Below are 20034 nucleotides of genomic sequence, written 5' to 3'. Positions count from 1 at the left end.
TATGAGGGCGTGTTCACCCGGGTCGTGAGCGGTCGGGCCCGGGTGGTCCGGGAGGTCCGCGCCGCCGCGCCGCTGATGGCCCGCCTGCGCGCGCCGGTGCCGGCCCGCGGCCCGTGGCTGACCGCCGTCCTCACGACCGCCTCGTCCTGGTCGAAGCCGGTGGCGGTCGTGGTCGAGCCGCACCGCCAGGGCCGCCCCGCCGCCCTGGCCCTGCTGGGGCTGCGGTCCCGGGGCCCGGTCGTGCAGGCGACGCTGCTCGGCGACGGCCCGGCCACCCCGGCTCCCGAGGGTCGGCCGCCCTTCCGCCTGCTCGCCGCCGACCCCGCGGCTGCCGACCTCCTCGCGGCCGGCGTGGTCGACCTGCTCGGCTCGCTGCGCCGGCCCTGGACGCTGCGGCTGGCCGGTCTCCCGCTCGGCTGCCCCACGACCGCGGCGCTCGCTGCCCGCATCCCGTCCGCCACGTTCGGCAGCGGCCGCACCGAGCGGCTGGTGGACGCCCTCGACCGGCTCGGCCCGGTGCACCGGACGACCGACGCCCGCGTGCTCGAACGGGCGCTGCCCGCCCTGCTCGCCGGCGAACGGGACCGGCGCGCGCGCACCTTCGTCCGCACCACGAGCCGCGTGCACGCGGCCATCGGCCAGCTGGAGCTGGCCGTGGTGGGGGGACCGGAGCGCCCGCGCGCCGCGCTCCTCACGCTGCTCGACGGTGCCGACCGCTGGCCCTGGCGGGGTGTCGCCGCGCCCGACGCGCTGCCGCGGGAGATGGGCGCGCCCCTGGTCTCGCTCAGCGCGATCGGCGGACCGCGCCCGCAACTGCCCTGGACAGCCTGGCCACCGAGACTCCCGCGGGCACTGGCGGAGCTCCTGCCGACCCGGCGCGGCTGAGCTGCGGCACGGCTCTCCTCGCGGTCAGAACGGTGGTGGGTCGTCGTCGGGCTCGTCCGGCGGTGGTTGGGGCCGGGGTGGTCGTCGGCGCATGCCCGGCGGGTGGGTGATCCGGGTGATGCCGGTCGGGGTGGTCACGTGCAGGGTGCCGTCCGGGTCGAGGACGAAGGTCCAGCCCTGGGTGAAGGTCCTGAGCCGGTGGTGGGAGCGGCACAGGCGGCACAGGTCGGCGCAGGCGGTCGGCCCGCCGGCGGCGTGCGGCACGACGTGGTCGTGGTCGGCCCCAGCCGGCGCGGTGCGGGCAGAGCGGCCAGCGGCAGCCGCGGTCCCGGGTGGACACGAACCGGCGCTGGGCGGGGGTGGGGTCGTGCCGGTCCACCGCCGGCGGCGGGTCCAGGCCCTCCCCGCGGCGGACCAGCCGCTGCAGCTCGGCGGCGACCTGCTCCTGGGTCATCCACTCCACCGGCACCCGCGCGAGGGGGCCGGCTGGTCGACGAACCAGTCGATCAGCACCCCCCCCGAACGTCGAGGAACCGGAGACCCGCGGCACGACCCCAAGCTACGGAGCAGGTACGACAATTCCGAGCCGCTGACCAGCGGCGACGGTCAGCGGGCGAGGACGGTGCTGAGCGTGGCGTCGTCCACGGCCGGCACCCGGCTGCCCCCTGTCGAGAGCTCGCCCGACGCCGCGGTCCAGCCCTCCGCGTCGGCGTCGTCCGGACGGACCACGACGTCGAGCGCGTACACCCGGGCCGTGAAGACCGGCGGCCCCCCGGACGGCCGGGTGTAGGTGGGGAACCGGCCCGACAGCTGCAGCTCGTCGCCGGACCGCACCACGACCAGGGCCGGGGTCGGCAGGTCGGCCTCCTCGACGACCGAGGCGCGGCAGCCCGCCGCCGCCGGGTCGGCGGGCGGCCGGTCGGTCATGCAGTTCCACGTCGGCAGCAGCACGTGGGCCAGCGCGGTCCCGTCGCCGGCCACCGTGACGCTGAGGGCCGGCCTCGACACCGTGATGCCCACCTCGTGCCGGGCCAGGACGACGGTCCCGAACACGAGCCGCGCCGCCGTGCCGTCGGCCCCGAGCGGCACCGAGAGCGCGGCCAGCTCGCCGGGCTCCGAGGGGGTGGCCTGCGCGCTCGTCGTGGGGGACGCGGCGGCTCCCGAGGTGCCCGCCGACCCCGGCTCGGGGTCGGGGGGCCCGTCGCCGGTGGCCGCGGCCACCGCGGCCGCGGCCGCGATCAGCAGGAGGGCGACCAGCGCCAGCACGGCGAGGGCGCGGACCGGGTTGGTCCCAGGGGTGGCCGGCCCGACCGCCGTCCGCCGCTGGTCCGTCGCGCCGGGCGGACGGGGGCCGGGGAAGCCGGGCGGGTGCTCGCGGAAGGCGGGCAGGTCGTCGTCCGGGAACACACCGGGCGGCGGGGGCCGGTCCCCGCGCCCCGCGGAGCCGCCCGGGCGCCGCCAGGTGACCACCAGCGCCACGGCGACCGCCAGCGCGAGCACCCCGACGGCCACCGCGATGCCGAGCGCGAGCGACGGCCCGGCAGCCGCGGCGGAGACGTCCATCCCGCCCAGCATCGCAGGACGGGGTCGCCGACCCGCCGGCTCCGCGCCGGCGTGCCAGGATCGCGGCGATGAGCGACGCGCGACGACCGGCCGACGAGGGGGCCCGCGCACGCATCGCGGCGCTCCTGTCCGAACTGGGCGTGGACCAGCCCCTGCTGTCGGCCACCGACCTCGCCGCGCGGCTCGGCGTCGTGCAGGGCGTGCTCGCAGACCGGGTCGTCGACCTCGCGGTCACCGAGAGCGGCCGGCTGCGGCTGCGCGCCGAACTGCGGGGCCGCCGCTGGGCCGAGGAGCGGGACGTCGGTGTGCCGGCCACGCTGGCGGCCAACGACGACGGCCGGTGGCTGGTCTCCGCGCGGGTGCACGGCGCGCCGGTCGGCGGCCCGCGGTGGACCGCCGCCGCGATCGAGGCCGCCGTGCGCATCGCCCCGCTGCCCGCACCGCCCGGTGAGCCCTGGTCGCCGCCGCGCGGCCCGGCCATCGGCCGCGCCCGGGCGTCGGTGGAGGACACCGGCCGGCTGGTGCGCGGCGGGGTGCGGCTGGGGGAGCTGCGGGCGGTCCGGGCCGCGGCGCGCCAGCTCCCGCTGTCGGAGGTCAGCCACGGCGACTTCCGGGCCGCCAACGCCGTCCTGGACGAGGACCGCGATCGCGTGGTGGTCCTCGAGTGGTCGGGCGTGTGCCCCGGCCCCCGCCACCGCGACCTGCTGACGCTCTGGGCGACCACCCCCGACGCCGAGGACCGCCGCACCGTCGCCGACGTCATCCTCGACCGCACGGCGGGGTGGGAGGAGCCCGACGTCGGCCTGCTCTGGCACGCGGTGGCGCTGGAGCAGTTCGTCGCCCGGCTGACCCGCCCCGACCGCGGCGACGGCCTCGACGCCGCTTTCGCCCGCGGCCGCCTGGCCGAGGCGCGCCGCATCGCCCGGGACCTCGGCAGCGCGACGGCTTAGCCGGTCGGGTCGATCTCCTCCGGGTCGCGGCCCAGCAGCACCGCCACCTGGTCGACGACGACGTCGCGCACGAGGTCGGCCAGGTCGTCCCGGTCGTGCGCGCGGATCTCCAGCGGCCGTCGGTAGACGATGATCCGCGGCGGCACCTCGCGACCGTTCTCCCGGTGGCCGGGCAGCACCCGCGCCAGCGGCACGCTGCCGTCCTCGAGCACGTCCGGGTCGAGGACCACCTCGTCCGGGCTGGTGTGGTCCACCCACGGGACGTCCTCGACGGCGAACTCCACCCCGGCGAGCTCGCGCTCCCACCGGCGCTCGAGGTCCTCGACCGCGTCGAGCACGAGGTCGTCGAACCGCTCGGCCCGGCTGCGGGCCAGCGGGACGCCGTCGGGCACCAGCCGTCCCCGCAGGCCGCGACCGTGGCGGTCGCGTCGGGAACGGCGGGGCGGACGGGTCATGACGGGTGCGAGCGTACGGCGGTGTCACCCGCTCAGCGGGGCAGACGCCGCCAGAGCGCGCGCGGCAGCAGCCGCATGCCGGACCGGACCGGCCGCAGGACGGCCGCGACCCACACCGTCGTGCGCCCCCGCCCGAGCGCCGCCACGACCGCGTCGGCCACCTCCGCCGGCGTGGTCGGGAACGGCGCGGGTCGCATGCCCCGCGTCATCCGCCCGATCACGAAGCCCGGGCGCACGAGCACCAGCGACACGCCCGAACCGTGCAGGGCGTCGGCGAGCCCGGAGGCGAACCCGTCGAGCCCGGCCGAGGCCTGCGCCGAAGACGTAGTTGGCCCGCCGCACCCGGACCCCGGCCACCGACGAGAGGACGACCTCGCGCTCGGCCGCGGCCTGGTCGCCCAGGACGACGAAGGCGAGCACGACCGTCGCCGGCACCCCGACGCGCTCCTCCACCTCGGCGAGGACGGCGGCGTGCCGGTCGAGGTCGTCGGCGTCGAACTCCACGCGGTGCACGGCGGTGGCGCCCGCGCGGCGCAGGCGGGCCTCCTCCTCGTCCAGCTCCGCGGCCCGCCGCGCGGCCAGGACCACGGTGCCCGCACCGCAGCCGACCAGCCGCTCGACCAGGGCGGTCCCGATCTCGCTGCGGCCGCCCGGCAGCAGCACCGGACCGGTGTGGATGCCCATGGGGTCATCGTGCAGGATGTGCAGCCCTGCCACTTTCACGGTGCGCCTGCTGCGAAGTCCGCGCGGGCGGCGTTACTGTGCCCAGCGTGAGGAACCGGTGGTGAGGCAGTCACGTCGCTGCTCGCGCAGCGGCTGCGCGCAACCGGCAGCGGCGACCCTGACCTACGTCTACGCGGAGTCGACCGCCGTCGTGGGCCCGTTGGCGACGTTCTCCGAGCCGCACAGCTACGACCTGTGCGAGTTCCACGCCGAGCGGCTGACCGTGCCGCGCGGCTGGGAGGTCGTGCGCCACGAGATCGACGTCGAGGACTCCGGCCCGACCGGCGACGACCTGCTGGCGCTCGCCGACGCGGTCCGGGAGGCCGCTCGCCCGGAACCGCCGCGGAACCCTGCCGACGACGGCAGCGGCACCCGCCGCGGTCACCTGCGCGTCCTGCCCGACCTCAGCTGACCGGCTGACGTCGCAGGCCGCGCCCGTCGGCGCTGGCGCCTGCCCGCGCCTGCTCGGCGGGTCCTTTAGTGTTTGCCCGTGCGCGATCTCTCGGCGGTGGTCAAGGCCTACGACGTCCGCGGTGTCGTCCCCGGCGAGTGGGACGAGGACGTCGCCCGCGCGCTGGGCGCGGCGTTCGCCGAGTTCGTCCACGGTGAGAGCGGGGCCACCGCCGTCGTCACCGCCCACGACATGCGCGAGTCGTCGGTGCCGCTGTCCCGGGCCTTCGCCGAGGGTGTGATCAGCCGGGGCCTCGACGTGGTCGAGGCCGGCCTCGGGTCCACCGACCTGCTCTACTTCGCCGCCGGCTCGCTGGACCTCCCGGGCGCGATGTTCACCGCCAGCCACAACCCCGCGCAGTACAACGGCATCAAGATGTGCCGCGCCGGCGCCGCCCCCATCGGGCAGGAGTCGGGGCTCGTGCAGATCCGCGAGATGGCCGAGCGGGACGGCTACGAGCGCGTGCCCGACCGGGTCGGCTCGGTGACCCCGCGCGACGTGCTGCACGAGTACGCCGCCCACCTGCGGTCGCTGGTCGACCTCTCCACCGTCCGGCCGCTGAAGGTCGTCGTCGACGCGGGCAACGGCATGGGCGGGCACACCGTGCCGGTCGTGCTGGAGGGCCTGCCGCTGGAGATCGTCCCGCTCTACTTCGAGCTCGACGGCTCCTTCCCCAACCACGAGGCCAACCCGCTCGACCCGGCCAACCTGGTCGACCTGCAGGCCGCGGTCCGCGAGCACGCCGCCGACATCGGCCTGGCCTTCGACGGCGACGCCGACCGCGTCTTCGTCGTCGACGAGCGGGGCGAGGCGGTCAGCCCCTCGGCGATCACCGCGCTGGTCGCCGTCCGCGAGCTGGCCAAGGGCCGGGGGACGACGATCATCCACAACCTGATCACCTCCCGGGCGGTGCCGGAGATCGTCCGCGAGCACGGCGGCGAGCCGGTGCGCACCCGGGTGGGGCACTCCTTCATCAAGGCCGAGATGGCCCGCACCGACGCCGTCTTCGGCGGCGAGCACTCGGCGCACTACTACTTCCGCGACTTCTGGCGGGCCGACACCGGCATGCTGGCCGCCATGCACGTGCTCGCCGCGCTGGGGGAGCAGAGCCGGCCGCTGTCGCAGCTGGCCGCCGCCTACTCCCGCTACGCCGCCTCCGGGGAGATCAACTCCACCGTGGCCGACGCCGCCGAGCGCACCGCCGCCGTCCGCAAGGAGTTCGAGGCGGAGGACGGCGCCGGGGTCGACGAGCTCGACGGGCTCACCGTCACGCTGCCCGACGGTGCCTGGTTCAACCTGCGGGCGAGCAACACCGAACCGCTGCTGCGGCTGAACGTGGAGGCACCCGACGAGGCGCGGATGGCCGAGCTGCGCGACCGCGTCCTCGGGCTGGTGCGGTCATGAGCGGGCCGCTAGGGCTCGACCCCGTCCTGCTGGAGATCCTGGCCTGCCCGGACACCCACCACACGCGGCTGACCGTCGACGAGGCGGCCGGCGAGCTGGTGTGCCCCACCTGCCGGCGCGCCTTCCCCGTCCGCGACGGCATCCCGGTGCTGCTGCTGGACGAGGCGCGGCAGACGTGACCCACCCCGAGCTCGCCGAGGAGGTCCTCGACGACCTCGAGGTGCTCCGCGCCCGCGACCCGCGCGGGCTGCTGCCCGCCGTCGCCGGTGCCGGCGCGCAGGTGCGGGAGACCGCACGGCTGACCGAGGAGGCCGGGCTCGACCGGGTCACCGCCGGCGGCCGGCCGCGCGGGCTGGTCATCGTCGCCCGCCGCGAGGGCGCCGTCGCGGCCGGCGTGCTCCGTGCCCTGCTCGGCCCGTCGAGCCCCGTCACGGTCGACGTCGTCCCCGGCCCGGCGCTGCCGGTGTGGACCGGACCGGCCGACATCGCCGTCGTCGCCACCCGGACCGGCGCCGGCCAGTACGCGGTCGCGCCGGCCTACGACGCCGCCCGCCGCGGGGTGGCGCTGGTCGGCATCGGCGCCGAGGACGCGCCGCTGCAGGGCGCGTGCTCCACCGCCCGCGCCCCGTACGTCGCGCTGCCGCGCAGCCGCGTGCGGCACACCACGCTGTGGTCGCTGCTCACCCCGCTGCTGCGCCTCGCCGTCGACCTGGAGCTGCTCTCCGCGGCGACCGCCGACGTCGACGCCGTCGCCACCGCCCTCGACGACATCGCCACCGAGTGCGGCCCGGCGCAGGAGTCGTTCGTCAACCCGGCGAAGACCCTCGCGCTGGAGCTGCTGGACGCCCTCCCGGTCATCGCCGCCGAGGGGCCGCTGGCCGGCGCGGCGGCGGTCCGCGTCGCCGACCAGCTGGCCACGCTGGCCGGGCTGCCGGCGACCACCTTCCGGCTGCCCGACCAGCGGGTGGCCGCCAACGCCGTCCTGGGCGGGCCGCTGACCACGTCCGACGCAGAGGACGACTTCTTCCGCGACCGCGCGGAGGACACCGGTCGCCGGCTGCGGCTGCTCACCATCCGCGACCCGGAGGCCGCCGCGCACGACGGCGGGGAGCGGGACCCGCGGTCGGCGGGCGAGGCGGTGAACGAGGTGCTGCGGACCGCGGCCGCGCACAACGTCCCCGCGAGCGGGCTCGCCGAGCACGGGGAGCCCGAGCGGTTCCCCCGCCTGCCGCGGCTGGCGCGGCAACTCGCCGTGGCCGACTTCAGCTCCGTTTACCTGGCGCTGGCGCTGGACAACGAGCGGAACCTATCGAGGTGACCGCTGCGATGCCCGGGCCGACGGCGTCCGACGGCTGACCCGACCGGGAGGACCTTCCATGGCAGGTGGACTTGCCGCGCTCCTCGACGACGTGGCGACGCTGGCCCGCGCGGCCGCGGCCTCCGTCGACGACATCGGCGCCGCCGCCGGGCGCGCCAGCGTGAAGGCGGCCGGTGTCGTCGTCGACGACACCGCCGTCACGCCGCAGTACGTCCACGGTCTGGCCGCCGAGCGCGAGCTGCCGATCATCCGGCGCATCGCCGTCGGGTCGCTGCGCAACAAGCTGCTGATCATCCTCCCGGCGATCATGCTGCTCAGCCAGTTCCTGCCCTTCCTGCTCACCCCGATCCTCATGCTCGGCGGCGCCTACCTCTGCTACGAGGGCGCCGAGAAGGTGTGGGAGAAGTTCGGCGGCGGGCACCACGGCGGCCACGGCGCGGAGGAGCAGGCGGCGCCGGACGAGGACACGATCGTGTCCGGCGCCGTGCGCACCGACTTCATCCTCTCGGCCGAGATCATGGTGATCTCGCTGAACGAGGTGGCCGACGAGCCGTTCCTGTCGCGGCTGTTCATCCTGGTCGTCGTCGCGCTCGGCATCACGGTCCTCGTCTACGGCGTCGTCGGCCTGATCGTGAAGATGGACGACGTCGGGCTGAACCTGTCCGAGCGCCCGGGCAAGGCCGTCGCCGCGCTCGGGCGCGGCCTGGTCCGGGGCATGCCGAAGCTCCTCGCCGTCCTCACCGTGGTCGGCATCGCGGCGATGCTGTGGGTCGGCGGGCACATCCTGCTGGTGGGCTCCGACGAGCTGGGCCTGCACGTCCTGTACGACACCGTGCACCACCTGGAGGAGGCCGCGCACGAGGCCACCGGGGCGCTCGGCGGGCTCGTGGGGTGGCTGGTCAACACGCTGGGCAGCGCCGTCCTGGGGCTGGTCGTCGGCGGGCTGATCGTGCTCATCGGCTCCCTGACCTGGCACCGGCGGAAGAAGCACACCGGCGAGGCGGGGCACGCCGGGAAGCCGCACACGGACGAGCACCACGCGGACGGCGCACCCGCCGACGGGAGCCGCGCCAGCGGGGCCCACGCCAGCGGGGCGGGCCCGGGCGGGGAGCCCGAGACCCGCTGAGACCGCAGGTGTGACCGGGTCCACCGTCCAGGCGTCGGCAGCGGGGGGACAGTCGTGGGCGTGCGCACCGAGCTCTCGCCCGCCCGGCGGCGGGCGGACCGGGCGCGGCTGCCGCGGGAGGTCGTCGACGTCGTCGTGATCGGCGGCGGCGTGACCGGCGCCGGCGCCGCCCTCGACGCGGCCAGCCGCGGGTTGTCGGTCGCGCTGCTCGAGGCGCGGGACTGGGCCGCGGGCACCTCCAGCCGGTCGAGCAAGCTCGTCCACGGCGGGCTGCGCTACCTGGAGCAGTTCGCCTTCCCGCTGGTGCACGAGGCCCTGCACGAGCGGGCCCGGCTGGTGCGGACGATCGCCCCGCACCTGGTCACGCCGCTGCCGTTCCTGCTGCCGCTCACCGCCCCGGTCTGGCAGCGCGCCTACTACGGCGCCGGTGTCGCGCTCTACGACCTCCTGGGGGCGGCCCTGGCCGCCGACCGCGGCATCCCCACCCACCGGCACCTGTCGCGGCGGGCCACCCTCGAGGCGTTCCCGGCGCTGCGCGGCGACGTCGTCCACGGCGCGATCCGCTACTGGGACGCCCAGGTCGACGACGCCCGGCACACGCTGGCCGTCGTCCGCACCGCCGCCGGCTACGGCGCCCGGGTGCTGTCCAGCGCGCGGGTGACCGGGCTGCTGCGCGCCGGCGGTGGGGGAGCGGTGGTCGGCGTGCGCGTCGCCGACCTCACCGACGGGTCGGCGTTCGAGGTCCGGGCGCGCAGCGTCATCGCCGCGACCGGGGTGTGGAGCGACGACGTCGGCGCGATGCTCGGCGTCGAGGCGCCCAGCCTGCGGGTGCGCGCCTCCAAGGGCGTGCACCTGGTCGTGCCGCGGGAGGCGATCGCCGGGCACGACGCCGGGCTGATCCTGCGCACCCCGACCAGCGTGCTGTTCGTCATCCCGTGGGGGCGGCACTGGATCGTCGGCACCACCGACACCCCGTGGCGGCTCGACCGGGCCCACCCGGCGGCCAGCAGCGCCGACATCGAGTACCTGCTGGGCCAGGTCAACCGGGTCCTCACCCGGCCGCTCACCGCGGAGGACGTCGTCGGGGTGTACGCCGGGCTGCGGCCGCTGCTGGCGGGGGAGGCCGACCAGACCAGCCGGCTCTCCCGCGAGCACGCCGTCGTCACGCCGGTGCCCGGCCTGGTGCTCGTCGCGGGCGGCAAGTACACGACCTACCGCGTGATGGCGCAGGACGCCGTCGACGCCGCGGTCGCCGCGCTGCCCGGGGTGCCCGGCTCGCGGACGGCGCACCTGCCGCTGGTCGGGGCGCACCGGTGGGCCGCCGTCCGCGACTCGGCGCCCCGCCTGGCCGCGGCCACGGGCCTGACCGAGGAGGCCGTGGGCCGGCTGCTGCGCCGGCACGGGGACCGGGTCGACGACGTGCTGGCCCTGGTGCGCGCCGACCCCGGCCTCGGCCGGCCGCTCGCCGGGGCACCGGACCACCTCGCCGCCGAGGTCGTGCACGCCGCCACGGCCGAGGGCGCGCTGCACCTCGACGACGTCCTCACCCGGCGCACCCGCGTGTCGATCGAGACGGCGCACCGCGGCGTGGAGTCGGCCGAGGACGTCGCCGACCTGGTGGCGGGCCCGCTGGGCTGGGACGCCGCGCAGCGGGCGCGGGAGGTCGAGCACTACGCGGCGCGGGTGGCCGCCGAGCGGGAGTCGCAGCGGATGCCCGACGACCGCACCGCCGACGCCGCCCGGCTGGGCGCGCCGGACGTCCGCGCGTCGGCGGTGTGACCCCTGCGACGACCCGCCCCGCCAGGGTGAGAGCGGCCTCCCCGCCGGCCGGGCCGCCGCTACCCTCGGGACCGATGTGGCAGCTGACCAACACCGTGCGGCACTACCCCTGGGGCTCCCGGACGGTGATCCCCGAGCTGCTGGGGCAGCCGTCCCCGGCCGACGAGCCGCACGCGGAGCTGTGGATGGGCGCCCATCCCGACGACCCGAGCGTGCTGTCCAGCGGCGTCCCCCTGGACAAGGCGATCGCCGCCGAGCCGCGGCCGCTGCTGGGCGGCGCCGTGGTCGAGCGGTTCGGTCCCCGGCTGCCGTTCCTGCTGAAGGTGCTCGCCGCCGAGGCCCCGCTGTCACTGCAGGCGCACCCGACGCCGGAGCAGGCCGCGGCGGGGTACGCCGCCGAGGAGGCCGCCGGCGTCCCCAAGGACGACCCGACCCGCACCTTCAAGGACCCCTACCACAAGCCCGAGCTGCTGCTGGCCCTGACGACGTTCGAGGCGCTGTGCGGCTTCCGCCCGGTCGAGGAGTCGCTGCACTGCCTTGCCAAGCTGCAGCTGCCCGAGCTCAAGCCCACGATCGCCGCGCTGGCGCGGGGTGGGCTGCGGACGGCGATCCCGCAGCTGCTGGCCCTCTCGGAGAAGCGCCGCAACTCCCTGGTGACGGCCGTGGCGGAGAAGGCGCTCGCGTTCGTCGCGGCGCACGACCCGGAGTTCATCAACACCTACCGGTGGGCGGCGTCGCTGGCCGAGTCCTACCCCGGTGACGCCGGCGTCGTCATCTCGCTGATGTGCAACCACCTCAAGCTCGCCCCCGGCGAGGCGGTGTTCCTGCCCGCGGGCAACCTGCACGCCTACCTGTCCGGTGCCGGCATCGAGGTCATGGCCAGCTCCGACAACGTGCTGCGCGGCGGGCTGACCAGCAAGCACGTCGACCTGGCCGCGCTCATCGAGGTGCTCGACTTCACCGACGGCCGCATCCCGGTCATCCACCCGGTCCTCGGGCCGGGCGGGCTGCGCTACCCCGTGCCGGTCGAGGACTTCGACCTCACCCGGGTCCAGCTCGACGTGGGTACCGGCGCGCTCACCACCGCCGGCCCGCAGCTGCTGCTGTGCACCGAGGGCACCGCCGTCCTCCGCTCGGGCGACGGCGAGGAGCTGGTCCTGGGCAAGGGGCAGTCGGCGTTCGTCCCCGCCGGCCGCCCGGTGGACGCCTCGGGCCCGGCCGTGCTGTACCGGGCCACGACCGCGCTGACCTGACCGGGCCCGTCACCTCCGGGTCGACTGTGACGGATGGGTCCGGCCCGCTCGACCGGCGCCCGGATGCCGGTATCCTGGCTCCCGGCACGAGCCCCGCCGAAGCCTCGGCATGCTCGCCTCCACGCAAGCGACCGACCGATGCCTGGCCGCCGTGGGCCGGGCCGTTCCCTGGAGCGACATGACCGCCAGCACTGGCACCCGTGTACTGACCGACGGCGACTTCAAGGTCGCCGACCTCTCCCTCGCCGGCTTCGGCCGCAAGGAGATCTCCCTCGCCGAGCACGAGATGCCCGGCCTGATGGCCCTGCGGGCCGAGTACGGCGACGAGCAGCCGCTGGCCGGCGCCCGCATCGCCGGCTCGCTGCACATGACCGTGCAGACCGCCGTCCTCATCGAGACGCTGACGGCGCTGGGCGCCGACGTCCGCTGGGTCAGCTGCAACATCTTCTCCACCCAGGACCACGCCGCCGCGGCGATCGTCGTCGGCGACGGCACGCCCGAGCAGCCCGCCGGTGTCCCCGTGTTCGCCTGGAAGGGCGAGACGCTGGAGGAGTACTGGTGGTGCACCCAGCGGCTGTTCGAGTTCCGCGACGAGAACGGGGACGTCGTCGGCCCGAACATGCTCCTGGACGACGGCGGCGACGCCACCCTGCTGGTGCACCTGGGCACCCGCTTCGAGGCCGACGGCGTCGTCCCGGACACCACCGAGGCCGACTCGGAGGAGTACGCCGTCATCCTCGACGTCCTGCGCGGCAGCCTGGCCGCCGACGGTCAGTACTGGACCCGCATCGGGCAGGGCATCAAGGGCGTCACCGAGGAGACCACCACCGGCGTCATGCGGCTCTACGAGCTGGCCCGCGACGGCCGGCTGCTGTTCCCGGCGATCAACGTCAACGACTCGGTGACCAAGAGCAAGTTCGACAACCTCTACGGCTGCCGGCACTCGCTCATCGACGGCATCAACCGCGCCACCGACGTGATGATCGGCGGCAAGGTCGCCGTCGTCTGCGGCTACGGCGACGTCGGCAAGGGGTGCGCGGAGTCGCTGCGCGGCCAGGGCGCCCGTGTCATCGTCACCGAGATCGACCCGATCAACGCGCTGCAGGCCGCGATGCACGGCTACGAGGTCACCACGCTCGACGAGGTGATCGGCAAGGCCGACATCATCATCACGGCGACCGGCAACAAGGACATCATCACCGCCGAGCAGCTCGGTCGGACCAAGCACCAGGCGATCATCGGCAACATCGGGCACTTCGACAACGAGATCGACATGGCCGGTCTCGCGCGGACCCCGGGCATCACCCGGACCACGATCAAGCCCCAGGTCGACGAGTGGCGCTTCGCCGACGGCCACACGATCATCGTGCTCTCCGAGGGCCGGCTGCTGAACCTGGGCAACGCCACCGGGCACCCCAGCTTCGTCATGAGCGCCTCGTTCTCCAACCAGGTGCTCGCCCAGATCGAGCTGTGGGGCAACCGCGCCGCCTACGAGGGCAGGACGCCCGGCGTCGCCGTCCTGCCCAAGGTCCTCGACGAGAAGGTCGCCCGGCTGCACCTGGGCTCGCTCGGCGTGAAGCTGACCGAGCTCACCAAGGTGCAGGCCGACTACATCGGCGTCCCGGTCGAGGGCCCGTACAAGTCGGACCACTACCGCTACTGAGGAAGGGCCCCGACGGGGCCGTCCCAGTCCCTCACCAGGGCTGCGCCGCCACCCGCCCGTGTGTCTCACGGGCGGGTGGCGTCGTCTTCCGCGCTGGACAGCGCAGAATGGGCGCCGTGCCACCCACCGCTCCGCAGAACGGGCCGAGCCGAGGCCGTGTCCTGGTCGTCGACGACGACGCCGCCCTCGCCGAGATGCTCGGGATCGTCCTCCGCCGCGAGGGTTACGAACCGGCGTTCGTCTCCGACGGCAACCGCGCCGTCGGCGTCTTCCAGCAGACCCGGCCCGACATCGTCCTGCTGGACCTGATGCTTCCCGGCCGCAACGGCCTGCAGATCTGCCAGGACATCCGGCAGCAGTCGACGGTGCCGATCGTGATGCTCACCGCCAAGGGCGACACCATCGACGTCGTCCAGGGCCTGGAGGCCGGCGCCGACGACTACGTGACCAAGCCGTTCAAGCCGGTCGAGCTCGTCGCCCGCGTCCGCGCTCAGCTCCGCCGCGGCGAGACCGGGCAGGCGGAGAACCTCTCGATCGGCGACGTCCAGATCGACGTCCCGGCCCACCAGGTGACCCGCGGCGGGGTGCCGATCCCGCTCACCCCGCTGGAGTTCGACCTGCTCGTCGCGCTCGCCCGCAAGCCGCGCCAGGTCTTCACCCGGGAGCTGCTGCTCGAGCAGGTGTGGGGCTACCGGCACGCCGCCGACACCCGGCTGGTCAACGTCCACGTGCAGCGGCTGCGGGCCAAGATCGAGAAGGACCCGGAGAAGCCCGAGGTCGTGCTGACGGTGAGGGGGGTCGGCTACAAGGCCGGCCCGCCGTGATGCCGTGACCTCCCCGCACGACGCCGCCCGCTCCACCGGCACGCTCGCCCCGGGGCCCGAGGCCCCGTCGCGGCCCCGCGTCGCCCTGTCGCCGCAGCCCGGCCCCGCGCCGGCGGAGGAGGGCGCCCGCCCGCTGCTGCCGCGGCTCGGCCGGGAGACGGCCGAGTGGCTGCGGCGGTCGGGACGGCGGACCGCGGACCTCGCCCGCCGGGCCACCGCCCGCGCCGTGCGGGCGTGGCGGTCGTCGCTGCAGGTGCGCATCGGCGCGATCACCATGGCCGTCGCCGGCACCGTGGTGATCATCGTCAGCGTCGTGCTGTTCAGCCAGATCCGCGACCAGCTGCTGTCGGTGAAGAAGCAGGCGGCGATCGACCAGGCCCAGGACGGCGTCTTCTACGCGCAGAGCCAGGTGACCGGCATCGCCGCCGGCGACGCGGCCAGCGTGCGCTCGACCCTCGACCGCACCGTGCAGGCGCTGCTCAACCGCGGCGGCCCGGCCGGCGACTTCGACGTCGTCATGGTCTACCGGGCCGGCGACGCCCAGCCCCGCACCGCGACCACCCGCGGGCCCGTCTGGAACGCCGTCCCGGCCGACCTGCGGGCCGACGTCGACGCCGGCGGGCAGTCCTACCGCTACGCGCTGGTGCCCGACGACGAGGGCACGCCGCAGCCGACGCTGCTCATCGGCGCCTCGGTGCCCGGTGACGTCGGCGGGGCGGAGCGGATCGGGCTGTTCTACGCCTTCCCGCTGGACCAGGAGGCGGAGAGCCTCGGGCTGATCCGCAGCACCGTGATCATCAGCGGCATCGCCCTCACCCTGTTCGTCGTCCTCATCGCCGTCCTGGTCACCCGGCTGGTGGTCGACCCGGTGCGGCGGGCGGCCGGGACGGCGCAGCGGCTGGCCGAGGGGCAGCTCGAGGAGCGGATGCTCGTGCGCGGCGAGGACGACCTCGCCCGGCTGGCCACCAGCTTCAACGCGATGGCCGACAGCCTGCAGCGGCAGATCACCCAGCTCGAGGGCCTCTCGCAGCTGCAGCAGCGGTTCACCTCCGACGTCTCGCACGAGCTGCGCACGCCGCTGACCACCGTGCAGATGGCCGCCGACGTCTTGCACGAGTCGCGCGGCGACTTCCCGCCGCACGTGGCCCGCTCGGCGGAGCTGCTGCGCGCCGAGCTCGACCGGTTCGAGGCGCTGCTGACCGACCTGCTGGAGATCAGCCGCTACGACGCCGGCGCCGCCGTCCTCGAGGCCGAGCCGGCCGGCCTGGGTGCTCTGGTCGACCGTGTGGTGGCCGCCATGCGCTCGCTGGCCGAGATGCACGCCACCCAGCTGGTGGTGCACCGGCCGGCCGAGGAGGTCATCGCCGAGATCGACGCCCGCCGGGTCGAGCGGATCCTGCGCAACCTGGTGGGCAACGCCATCGAGCACGGCGCGGGCCGGCCGGTCGAGATCACCGTCGCTTCCAACCCCTCCGCCGCGGCGGTCACGGTCCGCGACTTCGGCGTCGGGCTGAGCCCCGCCGACGCCCAGCACGTCTTCGACCGCTTCTGGCGGGCCGACCCCTCACGGGTGCGCACGGTCGGCGGCAGCGGCCTCGGGCTGTCGATCAGCCTGGAGGACGCCCGCCTGCACGGCGGCTGGCTGCAGGTGTGGGGGCAGCCCGGCCAGGGCGCCCAGTTCCGGCTGACCCTGCCGCTGACCGCGGGCGGGGAGCTGACCAGCTCGCCGCTGCCGCTGCGGCCGGCGATCGTCCGCCGTCCCGAGCACCGGCCCGGGGTGCGGCCGTGAGGCGCCGGCTGGGCCTGCTGGCCGCGGCGGTGCTCGCGGCGGCCGGCTGCTCCACCGTCCCCACCAGCTCGCCGACCGTGCAGATCACCCAGCCGCCGGACCGCCCGGTCGAGATGGTCGGCATCGAGCCGCTGTCGCCGGAGCCCGGCGCCACGCCCGAGGAGGTCGTGAGCGGGTTCATCGACGCCGCCGCGAGCACGACCCGCGGACACCCGGTCGCCCGCGAGCACCTCACCGGCGAGGCGGCCGAGACCTGGTCCGACGAGACCGGCATCACGATCATCAGCCAGGACTACTCGGCCGTCACCACCGAGGTGGGGACGATCCGGGTCACCGCCGACCTGGTCGGCACGGTCGACCCGCGCGGCGTCTTCACCGTCGGCGACCAGCAGCCGTTCACGCGCGAGTTCACCCTCCAGCAGGTCGAGGGGGAGTGGCGGATCACCGACCCGCCGGACGGCCTGCTCATGCTCGAGCCGGACTTCGTCCGCCTCTACGACGAGCTGCCGGTGTACTTCCTCGACCCCACCGGTCAGCGGCTGGTGCCCGATCCCCGCTACCTGATCGCCGGCGAGGCGCAGCCCACCACCCTGGTCAACCGGCTGCTCGAAGGTCCGTCCGCGGCGCTCAACGCAGGCGTGCGCAACCCGCTCGCCGGCGCCGAGCTGCGCGGTGCGGTGACCGTGTCGGGGCAGACCATCACGGTCGACCTGACCAACCTGTCGCCGGAGCCGTCGCCGCAGCTCGAGGAGGTCTGCGCCCAGCTGGTGTGGAGCCTCGAGCCGCTGTCGGCCCGGGACGTGCGGATCCTGGTCGACGGCGAGCCGCTCGAGGGCATCCCGCTGGTGCAGACGGTCGACGACTGGGCGCGCTTCGACCCCGGTGGCGTCGCGGTCGACGCCACCGGGCACTACCTGAGCGGCGGGGCGCTGTACACGGTGAACGGCCGGCAGGCGCCCGGCCCGGCCGGCACCGGCGCGTACGGGCTGACCAGCGCGGCGGTGTCGGCCGACCCGCGCACCGGCGAGCTCGTCTCCATGGCGGGGGTGGCCGCCGCCGGCGGGGGGCAGACGCTGCTCTCCGGGGCGTACGGGGGCGACCTGGCCCCGGTGGTCACCGCCGGCACGCTGAGCGTCCCGACCGTCGCCGCCACCCGCGCCGAGTTCTGGGCGGTCCGCGACGGGGAGGCCGTCGTGCGGGTGCCGGCGCAGGGCCCGCCGCAGGCGGTGAGCACCCCCACGCTGCCCGGCCTGGGCCGCACCACGGTGCTGCAGCTCTCGCCGGACGGCGTGCGCGCGGCCGTCGTCGTCGACGGGCCGGAGGGCCCCAGCCTCTACGTGGGCACCGTGGTCCGCTCCGACAACGGCGCGGTCGCGCTGCCCGACCTGCGGCAGATCGCCCCGGCGCTGACCCAGGTCGTCGACGTCGCGTGGCGCGACGCCGGCAGCCTGGTCGTGCTGGCCGGTGACGCCGGCGAGGACCAGGTCGAGCCCTACACCGTGGGCGTCGACGGCTGGGGCCTGGACCGGGTCGGGACGGCGGGCCTGCCCAGCCAGCCCACCGCGGTCGCCGCCGCGCCCAGCCGCGCACCGCTGGTCAGCGCCGGCGGGACGATCTGGCAGCTGTCCGGCGGCACGTGGTCCACGCTGATCCGCGGCCAGGAGCCGCTGCCGGGCACCGAGCCGTTCTTCCCGCTGTAGTCCACAGATCCGGCCGGCCGGGGCGCCCCGGCCGCCGCCGCGGACAGGCTGGGCGGGTGCTCGCCGCGCTCGCCGACCTGGTGCTGCCGCGCACCTGCGCCGGCTGCGGGCTGCCCGGCGTCGTCCTGTGCCGCCGCTGCGGCCGGCTGTTCGCGGTGCCGCACCTGGCCGCGCCGCGGCGGTTCCCCACCGGGTTCCCGCCCACGGTCGCGGCCGGGGCGTACGAGGGGCCGGTGCGGGCAGCGGTGCTGGCGTTCAAGGAGCGCGGGCGGGCCGAGCTGGGCGCGGCGCTCGGGACGGCGCTGGCGCTGGCCGTCGCCGCCGTCGTCTCCGGGGTGCCGGGGCGGGCCGCCGGCCCGGTGCTGCTGGTCCCCGTACCCCCGTCGGCGGCGGCGCTGCGCACCCGCGGCCGCGACCACGTCCGCGAGCTGACCCGCCGGGCGGAGGCGGAGCTGCGGGCGGCCGGGGTCCCGGCCGCCCAGGCGCGGCTGCTGCGGCGGCGAGGCCCGGTGCGCGACTCGGCGGGGCTGTCGGCGGTGCAGCGGCGGGCCAACCTGGCCGGCTCGTTCCTCCTGGCCGGGGCCGCACCGACCGGCGCGCTGGTGGTGCTGGTGGACGACGTCGTCACCAGTGGCGCGACCCTCACCGAGGCCGCTGCCGTGCTCGGCCGGGCACGCACCGTGAGCGCCACGCCGGTCCTCGGGGCGGCCGTCGCGGCGACGCCACGGCGTGACCTCGCGGGGACCCGCGGCAACCGCCGTCCGAGGTGAACGGGGGACGTCCCACGATCGACTGTCGGAGGCCCAGCCGAGGGACTAGCGTCGAAGCGATCACAGCCCGCAACAACGGGAGGTCTCATGGAGATCGTGGTCCGTGGTCGCAATGTCGAAGTCCCCGACCACTTCCGGCAGCACGTCTGGGACAAGCTCACCCCGCTGGACCGTTTCGACGGCAAGCTCAAGATCCTCCGCATCGACGTGGAGCTCTTCCACGAGAAGAACCCCCGCCAGTCCGGCAACTGCCAGCGCGTCGAGATCACGATGCGTGGCAAGGGCCCGGTGGTCCGCGCCGAGGCCAGCGCGTCGGACTTCTACTCCGCCCTCGACATGGCCGAGGGCAAGCTCGACGCCCGTCTCCGCCGCGCGGCCGACCGCCGGCGCGTGCACCACGGGCGCCGGACCCCCGACAGCGTCCGCCTCTCCGGCAACACCGCCCCCGAGCTGGACCTCGGCGCCGCGCTCGACCTCGACAAGCAGCTCGCCGAGGGGCCGCACGTCACCGACCTCGACGAGCACCTGCCCGGGCGCGTGGTGCGGGAGAAGCACCACCCCGCCACTCCGATGACCGTCGACCAGGCCCTCCACGAGATGGAGCTGGTCGGCCACGACTTCTACCTCTTCCAGTGCGCCGACACCGGACGGCCGACCGTCGTCTACCGGCGCCACGCCTTCGACTACGGCCTCATCCGGCTGGTCGAGACCCCGCTCAACGGCGACGCCTCGCACGCCGGCACGACCGCGCAGCAGCCCGCGGCCCCGGCCACCGTCTGAAAGGACTGGAGGCCGGGAGCGCAGGAAACCTGCGTTCCCGGCCTCCGCTCACTCCCCGGGCAGGCGCGAGAACAGCACCGCGTCGCCCCGGGTGCCGTCGCGGTACGGGATGCAGGAGCGGACCACGCCCTCCTGCGTGAACCCCGCGCGGCGGGCCACGGCCTGCGAGGGCGTGTTGCGCACGTCGGCGATGAGGTGCACCCGCGGCGCGCCCAGGCCCAGCGCCCACTCGGCCAGCGCATGAGCCGTCTCGGCCGCGTAGCCCCTGCCGCGGGCGTGCGGCGCGATCCAGTAGCCGATCTCCGGGCCGAGGTAGCCCTCGCGCAGGTGCACCCCGCTGGAGCCGACCAGGACGCCGTCGGCCTCGACCACCACCGGCATGCCGCGGCCCGCGGCGCGCTCGCCCGGTGCCACCACGGTCACCCAGGCGCGGGCGACCTCGCGGGTGTAGGGCACCGGCAGGGCGTGGATCCAGCGCTGGATGCCCGGGTCCTGGCACGCCTCGTAGACGGCGTTCTCGTCGTCGGGGCGGTAGGGGCGCAGCACCAGGCGCTCGGTGCGCACCACCTCGGTGGTCAGGTCGACGGCGCTGAGGTCCACC

Annotated in this window: 20 protein-coding genes and 1 pseudogene; 15 read left to right on the top strand and 6 right to left on the bottom strand. The window is 75.8% G+C overall.

Going from position 1 to position 20034, the window contains the following annotated elements:
• The first annotated feature begins 9 nt into the window (after window positions 1-9).
• Window positions 10-885, top strand: a complete 876-nt coding sequence (locus ACI8AF_RS08150; protein WP_456539182.1) for a hypothetical protein — start codon at window positions 10-12, stop codon at window positions 883-885.
• Window positions 886-909: 24 nt separating this feature from the next.
• Here the strand turns inward: ACI8AF_RS08150 and ACI8AF_RS08145 are convergent, their stop codons facing one another.
• Together ACI8AF_RS08145 and ACI8AF_RS08140 are read right to left on the bottom strand one after the other, a co-directional pair.
• Window positions 910-1149: a hypothetical protein gene (locus ACI8AF_RS08145; RefSeq protein WP_456539181.1), complete on the bottom strand. Its 240-nt coding sequence runs from the start codon at window positions 1147-1149 to the stop codon at window positions 910-912.
• A 342-nt stretch (window positions 1150-1491) separates the two neighbouring features.
• A complete protein-coding gene (locus ACI8AF_RS08140) occupies window positions 1492-2448 on the bottom strand; it encodes a hypothetical protein (protein ID WP_456539180.1) in 957 nt (318 codons plus the stop codon).
• A gap of 68 nt (window positions 2449-2516) precedes the next feature.
• Here ACI8AF_RS08140 and ACI8AF_RS08135 point away from each other — a divergent pair, with 68 nt between their 5' ends.
• Window positions 2517-3398, top strand: a complete 882-nt coding sequence (locus tag ACI8AF_RS08135) for a phosphotransferase (RefSeq protein ID WP_456539179.1) — start codon at window positions 2517-2519, stop codon at window positions 3396-3398.
• Here the strand turns inward: ACI8AF_RS08135 and ACI8AF_RS08130 are convergent.
• The 3 genes and pseudogenes from ACI8AF_RS08130 to ACI8AF_RS08120 form a co-directional block, all read right to left on the bottom strand.
• On the bottom strand, window positions 3395-3853 hold the full coding sequence (locus tag ACI8AF_RS08130) for a metallopeptidase family protein (RefSeq protein WP_456539178.1): 459 nt from the start codon (window positions 3851-3853) through the stop codon (window positions 3395-3397). The two genes, ACI8AF_RS08135 and ACI8AF_RS08130, sit on opposite strands and share 4 nt — an antisense overlap.
• Before the next feature lie 32 nt (window positions 3854-3885).
• Window positions 3886-4050 carry a hypothetical protein gene (locus ACI8AF_RS08125; protein ID WP_456539222.1) on the bottom strand — a complete coding sequence of 55 codons (165 nt, stop codon included), beginning with the start codon at window positions 4048-4050 and terminating at the stop codon, window positions 3886-3888.
• 244 nt (window positions 4051-4294) lie between these two features.
• Window positions 4295-4537 (bottom strand): annotated as a pseudogene (locus ACI8AF_RS08120) (KR domain-containing protein); the annotation flags it as partial.
• A gap of 100 nt (window positions 4538-4637) precedes the next feature.
• Between ACI8AF_RS08120 and ACI8AF_RS08115 the strand changes: the two are divergent.
• The 13 genes from ACI8AF_RS08115 (at window position 4638) to hpf (ending at window position 19433) form a co-directional block, all read left to right on the top strand.
• Window positions 4638-4988, top strand: coding sequence for a DUF3499 domain-containing protein (locus ACI8AF_RS08115; protein ID WP_448627028.1), 351 nt, complete (start codon window positions 4638-4640; stop codon window positions 4986-4988).
• A gap of 78 nt (window positions 4989-5066) precedes the next feature.
• The gene (locus tag ACI8AF_RS08110; RefSeq protein WP_456539177.1) at window positions 5067-6431 is read left to right on the top strand and encodes a phosphomannomutase/phosphoglucomutase; all 1365 of its coding nucleotides are present in this window, start codon (window positions 5067-5069) and stop codon (window positions 6429-6431) included.
• Window positions 6428-6610 (top strand): Trm112 family protein, encoded by a 183-nt coding sequence (locus ACI8AF_RS08105; protein WP_456539176.1) that lies wholly within the window; start codon window positions 6428-6430, stop codon window positions 6608-6610. The genes ACI8AF_RS08110 and ACI8AF_RS08105 overlap by 4 nt, the downstream gene beginning before the upstream one ends.
• Complete coding sequence (locus ACI8AF_RS08100; RefSeq protein WP_456539175.1) at window positions 6607-7749, top strand: SIS domain-containing protein; 1143 nt, start codon at window positions 6607-6609, stop codon at window positions 7747-7749. Before ACI8AF_RS08105 ends, ACI8AF_RS08100 begins: the two co-directional genes overlap by 4 nt.
• A 58-nt stretch (window positions 7750-7807) precedes the next feature.
• Complete coding sequence (locus ACI8AF_RS08095) at window positions 7808-8875, top strand: DUF808 domain-containing protein (protein WP_456539174.1); 1068 nt, start codon at window positions 7808-7810, stop codon at window positions 8873-8875.
• Window positions 8876-8935: 60 nt separating this feature from the next.
• Window positions 8936-10654, top strand: a complete 1719-nt coding sequence (locus ACI8AF_RS08090) for a glycerol-3-phosphate dehydrogenase/oxidase (protein ID WP_456539173.1) — start codon at window positions 8936-8938, stop codon at window positions 10652-10654.
• A 74-nt stretch (window positions 10655-10728) separates the two neighbouring features.
• Window positions 10729-11907: a mannose-6-phosphate isomerase, class I gene (gene manA / locus ACI8AF_RS08085; protein ID WP_456539172.1), complete on the top strand. Its 1179-nt coding sequence runs from the start codon at window positions 10729-10731 to the stop codon at window positions 11905-11907.
• Window positions 11908-12085: 178 nt separating this feature from the next.
• Entirely contained in the window at window positions 12086-13570 is a 1485-nt protein-coding gene (gene ahcY, locus ACI8AF_RS08080) for an adenosylhomocysteinase (protein WP_456539171.1), read from the top strand.
• Window positions 13571-13677: 107 nt separating this feature from the next.
• Window positions 13678-14394, top strand: coding sequence for an MtrAB system response regulator MtrA (gene mtrA / locus ACI8AF_RS08075; protein ID WP_456539170.1), 717 nt, complete (start codon window positions 13678-13680; stop codon window positions 14392-14394).
• Window positions 14395-14398: 4 nt separating this feature from the next.
• Complete coding sequence (gene mtrB, locus ACI8AF_RS08070) at window positions 14399-16183, top strand: MtrAB system histidine kinase MtrB (RefSeq protein WP_456539169.1); 1785 nt, start codon at window positions 14399-14401, stop codon at window positions 16181-16183.
• The gene (locus ACI8AF_RS08065) at window positions 16180-17883 is read left to right on the top strand and encodes an LpqB family beta-propeller domain-containing protein (RefSeq protein WP_456539168.1); all 1704 of its coding nucleotides are present in this window, start codon (window positions 16180-16182) and stop codon (window positions 17881-17883) included. Before mtrB ends, ACI8AF_RS08065 begins: the two co-directional genes overlap by 4 nt.
• 56 nt (window positions 17884-17939) lie before the next feature.
• Entirely contained in the window at window positions 17940-18653 is a 714-nt protein-coding gene (locus tag ACI8AF_RS08060; protein ID WP_456539167.1) for a ComF family protein, read from the top strand.
• Between the two features lie 87 nt (window positions 18654-18740).
• On the top strand, window positions 18741-19433 hold the full coding sequence (hpf, locus tag ACI8AF_RS08055) for a ribosome hibernation-promoting factor, HPF/YfiA family (protein ID WP_456539166.1): 693 nt from the start codon (window positions 18741-18743) through the stop codon (window positions 19431-19433).
• A gap of 48 nt (window positions 19434-19481) precedes the next feature.
• Here hpf and ACI8AF_RS08050 read toward each other — a convergent pair whose 3' ends face one another.
• Window positions 19482-20033 carry a GNAT family N-acetyltransferase gene (locus tag ACI8AF_RS08050; protein WP_456539165.1) on the bottom strand — a complete coding sequence of 184 codons (552 nt, stop codon included), beginning with the start codon at window positions 20031-20033 and terminating at the stop codon, window positions 19482-19484.
• Window position 20034: the final 1 nt, after the last annotated feature.

Source organism: Blastococcus sp. SYSU D00669 (assembly GCF_054050715.1).
The sequence above is the reverse complement of the archived record's forward strand: the minus strand, read 5'-3'. Positions and strand labels throughout refer to the sequence as shown.

Excerpts from the sequence above, each read along its gene's own strand:
- ACI8AF_RS08095 (WP_456539174.1), top strand. The coding sequence starts at position 7,808 with ATGGCAGGTGGACTTGCCGCGCTCCTCGACGACGTGGCGACGCTGGCC.
- ACI8AF_RS08130 (WP_456539178.1), bottom strand. The coding sequence starts at position 3,853 with ATGACCCGTCCGCCCCGCCGTTCCCGACGCGACCGCCACGGTCGCGGC.
- mtrA (WP_456539170.1), top strand. The coding sequence starts at position 13,678 with ATGGGCGCCGTGCCACCCACCGCTCCGCAGAACGGGCCGAGCCGAGGC.
- hpf (WP_456539166.1), top strand. The coding sequence starts at position 18,741 with ATGGAGATCGTGGTCCGTGGTCGCAATGTCGAAGTCCCCGACCACTTC.
- ACI8AF_RS08140 (WP_456539180.1), bottom strand. The coding sequence starts at position 2,448 with ATGGACGTCTCCGCCGCGGCTGCCGGGCCGTCGCTCGCGCTCGGCATC.
- manA (WP_456539172.1), top strand. The coding sequence starts at position 10,729 with ATGTGGCAGCTGACCAACACCGTGCGGCACTACCCCTGGGGCTCCCGG.
- ahcY (WP_456539171.1), top strand. The coding sequence starts at position 12,086 with ATGACCGCCAGCACTGGCACCCGTGTACTGACCGACGGCGACTTCAAG.
- ACI8AF_RS08135 (WP_456539179.1), top strand. The coding sequence starts at position 2,517 with ATGAGCGACGCGCGACGACCGGCCGACGAGGGGGCCCGCGCACGCATC.
- ACI8AF_RS08105 (WP_456539176.1), top strand. The coding sequence starts at position 6,428 with ATGAGCGGGCCGCTAGGGCTCGACCCCGTCCTGCTGGAGATCCTGGCC.
- ACI8AF_RS08125 (WP_456539222.1), bottom strand. The coding sequence starts at position 4,050 with ATGCGACCCGCGCCGTTCCCGACCACGCCGGCGGAGGTGGCCGACGCG.